The sequence below is a fragment of the Candidatus Desulfofervidus auxilii genome, assembly GCA_030262725.1.
In the GTDB taxonomy this organism is placed as follows: domain Bacteria; phylum Desulfobacterota; class Desulfofervidia; order Desulfofervidales; family Desulfofervidaceae; genus JAJSZS01.
On the sequence record JAJSZS010000030.1, the window covers coordinates 1 to 12,819 of the forward strand.

The 12,819-nt window shown below is 30.6% G+C and carries 10 protein-coding genes; 2 read left to right on the forward strand and 8 right to left on the reverse strand.

The features are described from left to right. Window positions 1–74: 74 nt before the first annotated feature. The 3 genes from LWW95_10555 to LWW95_10565 are packed head-to-tail and all read right to left on the reverse strand — an operon-like array spanning window position 75 to window position 4,603. A complete protein-coding gene (locus tag LWW95_10555) occupies window positions 75–3,062 on the reverse strand; it encodes an FAD-dependent oxidoreductase (GenBank protein MDL1957463.1) in 2,988 nt (995 codons plus the stop codon). Window positions 3,063–3,072: 10 nt separating this feature from the next. Next, a complete protein-coding gene (locus LWW95_10560) occupies window positions 3,073–3,495 on the reverse strand; it encodes a hydrogenase iron-sulfur subunit (GenBank protein MDL1957464.1) in 423 nt (140 codons plus the stop codon). Window positions 3,496–3,505: 10 nt separating this feature from the next. Beyond that, on the reverse strand, window positions 3,506–4,603 hold the full coding sequence (locus tag LWW95_10565; protein ID MDL1957465.1) for a Coenzyme F420 hydrogenase/dehydrogenase, beta subunit C-terminal domain: 1,098 nt from the start codon (window positions 4,601–4,603) through the stop codon (window positions 3,506–3,508). 117 nt (window positions 4,604–4,720) lie between these two features. On the opposite strand from LWW95_10565, the gene tilS reads away from it, so the two are divergent. Both tilS and LWW95_10575 read left to right on the forward strand, forming a co-directional pair. Beyond that, entirely contained in the window at window positions 4,721–6,097 is a 1,377-nt protein-coding gene (gene tilS / locus LWW95_10570; protein MDL1957466.1) for a tRNA lysidine(34) synthetase TilS, read from the forward strand. Window positions 6,098–6,180: 83 nt separating this feature from the next. Beyond that, complete coding sequence (locus tag LWW95_10575; protein ID MDL1957467.1) at window positions 6,181–6,501, forward strand: TusE/DsrC/DsvC family sulfur relay protein; 321 nt, start codon at window positions 6,181–6,183, stop codon at window positions 6,499–6,501. 40 nt (window positions 6,502–6,541) lie between these two features. On the opposite strand, the gene ftsY is transcribed toward LWW95_10575, so the two are convergent. The 5 genes from ftsY to LWW95_10600 form a co-directional block, all read right to left on the reverse strand. Continuing rightward, window positions 6,542–7,504, reverse strand: coding sequence for a signal recognition particle-docking protein FtsY (ftsY, locus tag LWW95_10580; GenBank protein ID MDL1957468.1), 963 nt, complete (start codon window positions 7,502–7,504; stop codon window positions 6,542–6,544). After that, complete coding sequence (gene smc, locus LWW95_10585) at window positions 7,488–10,949, reverse strand: chromosome segregation protein SMC (GenBank protein MDL1957469.1); 3,462 nt, start codon at window positions 10,947–10,949, stop codon at window positions 7,488–7,490. The genes ftsY and smc overlap by 17 nt, the downstream gene beginning before the upstream one ends. A 3-nt stretch (window positions 10,950–10,952) precedes the next feature. After that, the gene (locus tag LWW95_10590; GenBank protein ID MDL1957470.1) at window positions 10,953–11,375 is read right to left on the reverse strand and encodes a DUF488 domain-containing protein; all 423 of its coding nucleotides are present in this window, start codon (window positions 11,373–11,375) and stop codon (window positions 10,953–10,955) included. A gap of 1 nt (window position 11,376) precedes the next feature. Beyond that, complete coding sequence (locus tag LWW95_10595; protein MDL1957471.1) at window positions 11,377–12,138, reverse strand: thioredoxin fold domain-containing protein; 762 nt, start codon at window positions 12,136–12,138, stop codon at window positions 11,377–11,379. 64 nt (window positions 12,139–12,202) lie between these two features. Continuing rightward, window positions 12,203–12,472, reverse strand: coding sequence for a cupin domain-containing protein (locus LWW95_10600; GenBank protein MDL1957472.1), 270 nt, complete (start codon window positions 12,470–12,472; stop codon window positions 12,203–12,205). Window positions 12,473–12,819 lie beyond the last annotated feature (347 nt).

Here is a 12,819-nt window from a genome sequence, read left to right on the forward strand (position 1 = left end):
CTTGTTAGAGTTATCTATGCCTTGCTTACTAAAAGGATGCTCTTTAATCCAACTCATTGCTTATAGTTGACTCCTTATCTTAATAAAGCATCAATACTTGGTATCATCATTTCCCCACGCGCACTTCGGAGATAAGCTGCTTCACTAGGGCAAGCAACAACACAAGCACCACAGGCATCACATAAAAATGGTCTTACTTTTGCTATACCCTTTTCCTCATCTATTTCGCGAGCATTATATGGACATACCTCTACACAGATTCCACAACCCACACATTTTGATTCCTTAACCGCAGACACAAACATGGCATTTGGCGCTGGTAATTTCTTTTTAGCTAAGAAGGTTAAAATCTTACCTACAGCGTCCTTAGCAGTAAGAATTGTCTCTTCAAAATTTCTAGGAGAATGAGCCAATCCTATAGGGAAAATGCCATTAGTGGAAAGTTCAAAAGGTTTCATTATTTTCTTAATAGCCTCTTCATACGGATAGGCATTTGTATCTGTGTCAAAAAATCCATCTTGATCTAGTTTATAATTTAAAAGTCTTGCCAATCTTTTATTATTTTCTACATTTGGCACTATTCCAACACTTAATACTACAAGATCTGCCTCTAAAGATATATCTTTCTCTTTTGCTATATCATATACTTGAACTTCTAATTTTCCATCTTTAGCTTTAACTTCAGGGTATTTTTGGGCATCAAACCGAATAAACTTTATTCCTTTTTCTAAAGCCTTCTTATGATAATCTTCCTTAAAACCATAAAGGGTTAAATCTCGGTAAAGAATAGTAACATCAATACCTTTCTCCTTCAGTATTAAAGCATTTTTAATTGCCTGTGCACAACATATCCGACTACAATAAGGATATTCTTTATTTCTAGAACCTACACATTGAATCATTACTACATTTTTAGCTGAAACAGTATTTTCTTCTAATTTTTTCTCTAGTTCCCTTTGGGTGATAACTCTTGTATCTTCTCCATAAAGAAATAAACCTTTTGGATTAAATTCTTTAGCACCTGTAGCAAGAATAATTACTCCTGCATGGACAGAATGGATAGTGTTTTCTTTATCTTTGATCTCTGCATAATAATGGCCTGCATATCCGTAAATATTATTTATTTCTGCATTTAAATAAACATTAATATTTTGATTTTCTTTAACTTCTTTTATTAATTTCTTAACATAATTTGCAATATCATTTCCTTTTAAATCTCTTTTTAAATGTTTTGATAAACCACCTAATTCATCATTTTTTTCTACTAAACTGACAGTAAAACCTCTTTTTGCTATACAAAGAGCTGCTTCTAAACCCGCAATTCCTCCTCCAATAACTAAAGCAGTACCATCAAATGTATCTACTGGTGGAGGTGCAGCTTCAGCTTGTTTTACTTTTTCTACACCAGAGGCTATTAAAGCAAAAGCCTTTTTAAACATTGCTTCTTTATCTTGATGAACCCTAATTACATCTTCTCTTAACCTTAAAAATTCAGCTAATAATGGGTTAAGACCTGCCATCATCACTGTTCTTCTAAATTTAAGTAACTTTTGCAAAGGCGTACAAACAGCTAATACTACTCTGTTTACCCCTGAAGCCTTAATCTTTTCTGCTGTTTCTTTAATGGTAGGAGGTGTACAACAGGCTTTTATTATCTCTACATGAGTAACTTTAGGAAGTTTTTTTACCCTTTCTGCTAATGTTTCTAAATCTAAATATTTATTAAATTCATCAAAGCACGAGCATATAAATACACCAACCTTTACCTCTTCTCCTTTTACATCTCTTAATGAAGGAGGAGATGGAGGTGAAAAATTGGGGGAACCTAAAAAATCTAAGATTTCAACAGCAGCTCCATAACCTTCCCAAACTGTCTCTGGATTACCTTTTGGCCCTGTAAATTCACCAATAGCAAAAATACCTTCTTTGGTAGTTTTGGCACAAGTAAAAGGCAATTTTTTGCAAAACCCATGCTCTTCAGCTTCTATCCCAGTAATTTTAGAAAGTTTTTCAATTAAAGTTGGAGGTTTTTGACCAGTTATAAGGATAACTAAATTAACTTCTAAATTCCTTTGCTGTTCACCTAATACATATTCAATATTTATATTTTCATCTGATGCCTTTTTTATTTCCAATGAATCTGCCCTAACAATATTCACTCCTTCATTTAATGTCTTTTCATACCAGCGATAATGCCCTTTTCCAAAACCTTTGAATTCTTTTAAAAAAATAGTTACTTCTGTTTGGGGTAAAATCTCCTTTATTTTATGTGCCCTATAAATGGCAGAGATACTGCAATTGTAAGGTTCATATTCAATTCCTTGATTATATTGAGGCGTTACTATAATAGCTATTTTTTTAGGAATTTCACCATCAGAAGGTCTTTTTATTGAATTTTTAACAAGGTTTGTTAATAAAGATTTTCTTGTTAAATCATTTGATTTTACTACATTAATAAATTTGCCATATCCAAATTTGGCTAAATCTTCTTTATTAGGCTCATCAAATTCGGGAGCTAACACAATTGCACCAACATTAAGTTCTATTATTTCATCTGGTCTATTTAACTTTAGACACCCTGTAGGACACACTTTTTCACATTCTCCACACTTTGTACAATGTTCTTGATCAATTATGAATATATTTTCCCAGCCTACTTTAGGCAAAACATAAATAGCCTTTCTGCTTTTACCATTTTCATTTACTTCTACTGGGCATACCCTAATACATGCCTCACATTCTGTACAAGCAAGGTTATTTATATAAGGATCTCTTTTTTTAACCTTTACTTTAAAATTTCCAGGTTCTCCAGAAATTTCTAAAATATCTGCATTATAAAACACTTGTAAGGCACCTAAACCAATAAAAAGTCTTTGAGGCATAGCTCCACATATCCAGCAAAAATCAAAAGGAAGTTGAGTTAATAACTGATTTTTATATTGATCTACATAATCACCTCTATTAAGGATAACACTTTTATATCCTATTTTTCCTAAGGCATAAGCCAATCTATAACCTGCAAGACTTGTCCCATATATAAGAACAGTGCTTTCCTTTGACATATTTGCCTCCTCACAAGAAAATTTCTTGTTTGGCAGGATTGGGTCCTAACTGATAGATACGCTCAGTAAATTCTGTACAAACTTCTGCAAATCTAGGACCTTCAGATGCTCCTATCCAAGAAAGTCTTACCCTTTCTGGTTCTAAACCAAATGTTTTTAATAGTTGTTTAATCATAGCCATTCTTCTTCGCGTATAATAATTTCCTTTTTGATAGTGACAATCTCCAGGATGGCAACCACCAACTAATACACCATCAGCACCATCTAAAAGAGATTTTAAAATAAATACTGGATCCACCCTGCTTGAGCACATTGTTCGAATAACTTTTATATTCGGAGGATATTTAAGCCGACTTACTCCTGCTAAATCAGCTGCTGTATAACTACACCAATTACAAAGAAATGCTACTATATTAGGTTTGAATTCACTCATTACTCTCCTCCTATTCTTCTATTTCATGGAATTCTTCTGTTTCATAAATAGTAAGTGGTAATGCTTCTTCAAGGTCTCTACCAGGAAGATAGTTAAAAAGTTGTTGAAGGTCGCTACCTATTGTTTTGAATATTCTAGCTACAGGAATATTAACAGGACATACATCCTCACACATTCCGCAAGCTACACAAGATGTAGCCATATGTGTCATTCTGCCTAAATGAAAAAGCAAGGTATCCACAGGTAGCTTTATAGTCCCTTTATCTTGAAGCATGTTATAGTAATACATAGGACTATAATCAAAAGTAGCAGACTCAAAAAAACAATCTTTACAATAACAAATCGGACAAACATAAGAACAACAATGACAAGCAATACATCTATCAAAAATTTTAACAAGTCCTTCAATTCCTCTTATTTCTTCTTTGATTCTTTTAGATATATTTTCTTTTTCTTCTTTTCTCTTTTCCAAAAGTACATCAGAAATAGAGCTATAAATTTCTCCTTCTTCCAATGTTAATCCTAAAGCTTGAGCAATCTCTTTCCCTCTATCTGTAGGAAAAGAAAGCACAGGTTTTTCTCTACCTATTTGTGAGACTATTATATCAGCATATAAAGGGCGAAAATTCTCACAACCTGCACATACAGGTCTGATTCCTGATGGATTTTCTCCATTTTTTAAAGATTCTTTATATCTTGAAATTAAATTATCATTTATAACTTTTTGGTCAATTAAAACTTCATACGGATAAACACCACCACATTCAAGCCCTATTATAATTATATTTTCAAGATGTGCTTGGTTTAATTTAGCCAATTCTATTAATGCTCTTATTTCACAAGGTCTTAATACAACCGCAACAGGTTCTAAAGGGGCATTTTTTAAAGTAAAATAAGATATTACTTTACCTCCATTAGCAGGCATTGCTGGAAAATCAGGAACTAATCCAGAAAGATTATCTTTTGAAACAACTAATGAATAAGCAACTTTCCCTAATTTATCTTCTAAACTTCGTAAGGCTATTATTCCTTTAACTAATTTTTTTTCTAACAAGGTTTCCAAAAAACCCAAAAGCCCAGATGTGCCTAACTCTGTTACTTTTGCCATTTGCTTTCCCCTTCTCAAATATATTTTTATTTACTACTCCGTAAGTAATACGTCAAGTAAAAATTTATGATATTAAAGATAACTTGACTGTTTTAAACTTACCATTAAAAATGAGATATGTGTGGAATAAAAAAACTCATTCCAAAGGTCACAAATACAATAAAAAAGCATAAACTCATTTCTGAAAATGAACATATACTTATAGCAGTTTCTGGTGGGCCTGATTCTATAGCTTTATTACATATACTTTATCATTTAAAACATGACTATAATTTAAAACTAGGTATAGTGCACTTTGAGCATGGTATAAGAGGAGAAAGCTCTTTAAGAGATGCAAAATTTGTAGAAAGAGTAGCCAAAAATTTAAATCTACCATTTTATATAGGTTATGGTAAGGCAAGGGAATATGCTAAACAGAAAAAGCTTTCTTTAGAAGTAGCAGCACGAGAATTGAGATATAATTTTTTTAATGAAATATTGTCAAAAACAAAAGCAGATAAATTAGCATTAGGACATACTGCTGATGATCAAGTAGAGGAGATTCTAAGAAGATTTTTAAGGGGCACAGCAGATTTAAGTGGAATTCCTGTAAAAAGAGGAAAATTTATTCGTCCATTGCTTTTTATATATAAAGAAGAAATTTTAAAGGCACTTAAAGAAGATAATATTGATTATGTAATTGATGAAACTAATTTAAACAGAAGATTTTTCCGAAATAGAATAAGACTTGAACTTATCCCTATTCTTTTGAAATTTAACCCAAAATTTAAAGAAAATCTTTTAGATATGGCTTTAATTTGGAAAGAAGAAAGAGAATGGTTAAAGATTTTAATAAGAGAAGCCAAAGAAAAAAGTGTAGAGAAAGTAAAAGAAGGCGTAAAAATAGACCTTTCTTTATTTTCTCAATATCATCCTGCTTTAAAAAGACATATTTTAACAGAAATATTACAAGAACTTTCTTTACCTTTTACTAAACGACATATTGAAAATCTTTTAAAAATTGCTATTCCTTATGGACCTCATAAAATAATCAGTTTACCTAAGGGTTTTAAGGGGTATAAAGAAAGTGCTTATTTATTTATTACTCCTGTTCCTTTTAAAGAAATTGAATATCATTATGAAATAAATGCTCCTGGAACAATAAATATAAAAGAGATTAATCTTACATTTAAAATCGAAATAATTGAAAAAAAGCCAGAAACAAAAATAGACATTTCACCAGATAAAGCCTATTTTGATTTTGAAAAAGTCTCTTTTCCTATTGAAATCAGACCTTATAAACCTGGAGATCGATTTTATCCTATAGGAAGAAAAGGGAGTAAAAAATTAAAAGATTTTTTTATCGATAGTCATATTCCATATTCAGAAAGAAAAAAATATCCTATTTTTTTAAGTGATAAAAAAATAATTTGGATTGCAGGTTTATGTATGGATGAGAGAGCAAAGCCTACTTCTAAAACAAAGAAATGTTTAATTATTACAAAACTCCAATAATTTTCTAACAAACGAAAAAACTATTGACAAAAATTATAATGTTGTGATAAATATTCTGAAAATTTAGAAGGAGGTGAAAACAGATGCCAGTAGTAGAGTACAAAGGAAAAAAGTTTGAGGTTGATGAAGACGGATTCTTATCTGGAGGTATAGATGTTTGGTGTCCAGAATGGGTAGAGTATGTTAAGGAATTGGAAGGTATTAAAGAAATAACTGATATGCATTGGAAATGTATTCATTACCTCCAGGACTATTACAAGCAAAATGGAATTGCCCCTATGATCCGTGTATTCTGTAAGGCTGTTGGTCTTAAGTTGAAACAGATTTATGAATTGTTCCCATCTGGGCCAGCAAAAGGCGCTTGTAAAATGGCTGGTTTACCAAAACCCACAGGGTGTGTATAGACAAAAAATCACCCCCATCTTGAGGTGGGGGTGATGTTTTTTAAAAGAGGGCTTTAATAAATTCTTTTGCTTCAAAGGGACGTAGGGCTGTAATTTCTTCTCCTATGCCAATAAAACGTAAAGGAATTTTAAATTCATGGCAAATACTTATAACAATCCCTCCTTTTGCTGTTCCATCCAATTTTGCAAGAATAAGACCTGTAATATTTAATGCTTCATGAAAAAGTTTTGTTTGTGAAATGGCATTTTGACCAGTAGTAGCATCTAAAATAAGCAGAATTTCATGTGGAGCATCAGGAATTACCTTTTTCATAACACGTTTTACTTTCTTTAACTCTTCCAGAAGATTTACTTTTGTATGAAGTCTTCCAGCAGTATCAATAAGAACAATATCCATGTTCCTTTTTTGAGCCATTTGTAAGCCATCAAATACAACAGCAGCAGGATCTGCTCCGCTTTTTTGTTTATAAATATCTACTCCAACCCTTTCAGCCCAAATCTCTAACTGCTCTATTGCTGCAGCACGAAAGGTATCAGCTGCAATTAAAAGCACATTTTTACCTTGTTCTTTATAGTAATGGGCTAATTTGGCAATAGTAGTTGTTTTCCCTACTCCATTTACTCCTACAACCATAAATACAAAAGGTTTTGAAGAATCTACATTTAAGGGAGGTGTTTCAAATGATAAAAGAGAAAGCATTTCTTCTTTTAAATGCTGTTTTAATTGTTCTAAATTATTAATCTCTTTACGACTGACTTTTTTAGTAAGTTGTTGTATCAAATCCTGAGTTGCCTTTACACCTAGATCTGCCATAATAAGAATCTCCTCAAGCTCTTCTAAAACTTCCTCATCTATCTCCTTTTTCCCTAACATAAGCCGGTCAAGTTTAGAAGTAAAACTTTGACGTGTCTTACTTAAACGCTCTTTTAAGCGAGCAAAAAGACCTTTTTGGGGTTCTTTTTTTTCTTCAGGCTCTTTCTTTTTTCTAAACCACTTTAACATCTCTCTTCTCCTCTAAGGAGATTGAAAGCACTCTTGAAATACCTTTTTCCTCCATAGTTATACCAATTAGTTGATTAGCTATTTCCATAGTAGCCCGTTTATGAGTAATAATAATCAATTGCATTTGTTCTTTTAATTTTAAAAATAATTTACAAAGGTACTTAAGGTTTCTTTCATCCAAACCCGCATCTACTTCATCTAAAATACAAAAAGGACTAGGTTTTACAAAATAAAGGCTAAAAAGAAAAATAAGAGAAATAAGACATCTCTCTCCCATAGAAAGTAAATGATGTGTCACCCTTTTCCCAGGCAATTTTACTTTAAAATCTATTCCAGAAGAAAGGGGATGATTTGGCTCAATGAAAAAGATTTCACCTTTTGCTTCTCCAAAGATGGATTTCAAAAGAGAGCAAAATCTTTGATTAACTTCATTTAAAGTGGAGGAAAAAAGATTAAGAGAGGTTTTGTCAATAGTCTTAATTGCCTTTTCTAAATCATGAAGAGAGGTTTTTAGATCCCTCTCTTGATTTTTAAGAAATTCATATCTTTCTTTTATCTCTTCATATTCATCAATAGCTCCCAGATTAACTCCTTCCATTTTTAATAAACATTGTTCAAGAAAAACCTTTTTTTCTTCTAATTCTGCTTCTGATAAATCAATAGGAGGGGAAGTTGTTTCAGAAAGATTATATTCTTTATTTAACCTTTCTTTAAGAACATCTATTTCCCCAGCTAATTTTGAATTGCTAAGTTCATAATTTTTTATCTCTTCAATCAATTTTTGCATATTTATTTGACATCTCTTTATTCTTTCAGTTACTGTTTCGATTTGTTTTAAAATATCTTCTTTTTTCTCTTTTAACTCTTTTATTAATACATTGAGGTCTTTCTCTTCACTTTGATAATTATTAAACTCTTTTTTCTTAATCTCATATTCATTAATCAAAAAACTCATTTGCTTTTTTATTTCTAATAATCCTTTTTCACATTCCTTTTGTTGAAAAAATAACTTTTCTTTCTTTTGCTCAAGTCTTTGTTTTTCTTTTATCAGTTTTTTAAGCCGTTTTTCTCCTGTATTTACTTCCCAAAGAAATTTATTCAAATCCTTTTCTTTTTTCTGTTTAGTTATCTCTATCTCTTTTATTCTTTCTTTCAATAAAGAAACTTCTTCTTCTAAATCTTTTAATTCCTTCTTTTTTTCCTCTAAAAAATTTTGTTTATCTTTTATCTCTATTTCATAATGTTTTAATTCTTCAGTATATTCTATTATTTTCTTTTCAATTTCTTCTTTTTGCAAAGAGGCGTATTTTAAAAATTCATTTTGTTTTATTTCCTCTTCCTTTAATTTTCTTTTTTGCCATGAAATGTTTTCTATCTCTATTTTTATTTGTTTTAAAGTTTCATTTGAATGTTTTATATTTTCTTTTAACCTTTTTAATTTTTCCCTTAAATAAAAAAGTTTATTTTCAATTGCTTTTATAGCTTTTTCTAAAAAATCACAAATTCTTTTTTGAAAAAGATACTCCTTCAATGTACCTTGTGAAAAACCTTTATGTAAAATCCCCTCTGTTGTTAAAATATCTCCTTTTGGTGTAACAAAAATGAGATTTGAATAATTAAGTAATGTTTTAGAAAATTCATTAACCAATATTACGTTTCCAAATAACCTATGTGCTGCTAAAAGATAGTCTTTTTTTATTTTAATACAATTTAAAAGAGGTATACCAATTTTGGGAAGAGAAAATGAAATTTCAAAAGGGCTTAATAATATTAAGGAAAAATGTGTTTCTGAATGCTTATTTTTTATTTCCAAAGCCCTTGAAAGATCATTAATAAGCCAGCCATTACTTGCCTTTAATCTTAAAACTGCTTCTACTGCATCCTCTAATCCATGTGCATCATCAATTATATCAATTGCTGCTTTCATATCTTTCTCAGGAGGTGAGGCGGATTGATAATTATTAAGCCATGATTTAGCATTTTTTAAACGTGATTTGAATTTAATAGCAGCTTCTTCTAATCTTAAAATGGCTTTTTGCCAACGCTGTTTCTTTTCAATTGCTTTTTCATAAAAATTCTGCAATTTTTTTTGCTCTTCCTCAATTGTCTCCAATTTTTTATTCAAAATTTTAATTTGATTTGAAATTTTTTCTAAAATTTGAGAGCTTTTTCTTTTTTGTTCTTCTAATTTATTAAGTTTTTCTTTACTCTTTTTTAATTCTTCTTCTTTTAATATTTTTTGATGATAAATATGCTTAAGTTCAATATTAAATTTTATTATTTTTTCTTTTAAATAACCAAGAGTAGTTATTTTTTGTTTAAGGATAAAATGCTCTTTTTTTAAATTTTCTATTAAATCATTTATTTCTTCTTCCAATATCTGTTTTGTCTTTTCTGCCGAAGAAATTAATTTTTCCAAATCTTCCCTTTCTTTTAATATCTCCTGAAGCTGTTTTTCTATATCTTCTGAATCTTTTAATAGAAGTTTTTTTTGTCTTTCTAAATTTTCTTTTTGATTTTCAAAATTATGTTTTTGTTGTTCAAAATTATTAAAAAATACTTCTAGCTGTTTTATTTCAGTTTTTATTTCCCAAAAATTTTCTTCTTTTCTTTTGAGCTCTTCTTCAAGAACATTAAGCTCCTTTTCAAATGAACTTTTTTCTTTTGAAAAATAATCAATTTTTTCTTTAAGCACTTTCTTTTCTTCTTTTAATTTAGCAATTTTATTCTTAATTTCTATTAAAGTATTATATTTTGCTTTATATCTTTTTAGTAAAAGAGAAACATTAACTTTGTATAAGTCTTCTTTAGTTTTTAAATATTCCTTTGCTTTTTTGGCTTGAATATGTAATTTTTTAACCTGCCTTTCTACTTCATTTAATATATCTTTAAGACGCAAAAGATTTTGTCTTGTTTCCTCAATTTTTTTCAAAGTCTCTTCCTTTTTTGCTCTATATTTAGTCACACCAGCTGCTTCTTCTAAGAGCCGCCGTTTTTCAATTGGAGAAAATTCAAGAATATGGGCTACTTGACCTTGATCAATAATAGCATAATTTTTCAAACCAAAACCAAAATTTAAAAGTGTCTCTTTTATATCCTTTAAACGGCATGGTTTTTTATTTAAAAAATATTCCCCTTCACCAGAACGAAAAATGCGTCTTGAAATCATCACTTCTGATTTTCCTTCTAGCACTATTGAAACTTCAGCCATATTAACAGAAGGATGCCTATCTGTACCATTAAAGATTAAATCCTCATTACTTTTGCTACGTAATGATTTAAAACCTTGTTCACCCAAAACCCATTTAATAGCATCTACTAAATTGCTTTTACCGCATCCATTTGGACCAACAATAGCTGTAATACCAGGAGAAAAATGAATGGTAGTAGTATTAGCAAAAGATTTAAATCCTTTAAGCCTTAAGGTTTTAAGAAAAGGATTCATCCTTTATAAAAGGACAGAATATAATTTATTTTTTTCAATTAGATGAATAACTTCTATACCTCTTTCTTTTAAAGTTCTAGCGATAAAACGGCGATGGCAACGCCAAGGAAATTTTTCTGCACACATAACTACTGCCACTTCCTTTTTTATAATTTTTTCTAAACTTTCAATGCCTTTTTTATATTCTTCTGTCTGCATATATGCTTCATAACCACCTTTCCTATATCCACCTAACTCCTTTCCCATATAGACGTAACGAATACCATTTTTATTTAAAAATTCTCTTAAATTTTCCTGTTTAAAATGTTCAAACCGACTTGTAGGAAAACTCCTCACATCTATTAGACACTTTATACCATGAGCTTTAAGCAACTCTAAAAATTCTTCCTTTGTTCTAGTACTAGAGCCAATAGTGTAAACTCGCACTTTATTTTTTGGCGAGTTTACTTAATGCTTCTTCAAGTTGGCGGACATTTGCACCTACTATCATCTTGCCATCTTCTAAATAAAAAGTAGGTACTCCAGAAATTCCCAACTTTTTCCCTATTTCCATTGATGTTTTGATTAATTTCTTACCTTTTTCACACTGATAACTCTTTGTTTTATTTTCTTTTTTCCATTCTCCATTCAAATAAGCTAACAAGTCTAGCTTACGGCAGATAGCTTCTATTGCTTCTTCTTTCCCTCTTGGAAGATGTACTGGATAGAATATAAGTTTAACCACAATGTTATATTCATCAGCCATTCTTTTTATCTCCGGCACCATTCGATTACACCAAGGACAACGGGGGTCTGTAAACATATAAACAGCATGATGAGCTGTAGGACTAGGTGTATACATTATAGCAACAACCTTTTCCAAATCATTTTTCAGATTTAAAAAGAGTTTTGTCTGCTTCTTCTCAATTTCTTGAAATGGTATACTTTCTTTATTGCTAAACATTTGTCCAGAAATAACAAAGTCTTTTCCCACATAAAAAGCCGCATAACGACCTCTTATCTGCACAATCACTTCACATAGTCCTTTTACTTCACGTTGTGAAATTATCTCAGTATCAGATGGCAACTCAAAAGGGACATGTTTTTGAATACTTTCAAGTGTTATTTCTTCACAACCTCCATAAGCATAAATTGGAAGAAGTGCTAGAAAAAATAATCCTACCAAAAACCTTATAAAACACCTCTTCATCACATCCTCCTCATTTATTTTCCTCACCAAAGCACAAATTGACTTATATGTCAATGATAAAAATTTATTCAAAACGATAAACTTTTCTGATTTTCTCTATCACTTGCCAACGACATTTAAGCCCTTTAGGGAAAAGCACTAAATCACCTTTAGCAATCTCTACCTTTTTACCATCAGGTGTTTCTATTATTGCTTTACCATCTAAAATATAGCATCTTTCATCTTCAAAATACTCCCAATCAAAGCTAGATGGCTCACATTCCCATGGACTCCAATTATCAACACCAAGAGATTTTAATCTTTCTTCTGTAGGTTTTTCTTTTTTAATTTCCATTTTCTACTCCTTTTATAATTTTTTAACTGGCAAACTGCCAGTATTAAACCCCTCAGCTACCTCCACGAAATCCAATATTTATATCCTGACCTTCTACAATAACAGGCACACGTCTTTGTCCCTGAGAATATTTAAGCATCTCTTCAAGTTTTGCGGGATTCTTTAAAACATCAAAATAAATAACCTCATAACCTTCCCTGGCATATGCTTCCCGAGCAGCCCTGGTATAAGGTCAAATCTCTTTACCATAAATTAATACTTGTTTTGCCATTTTTAACCTCCTACTATTAATTATGTTATTTTTATACTTACTAAAATAAAATAAATTATTAATAATAAAATGGGGG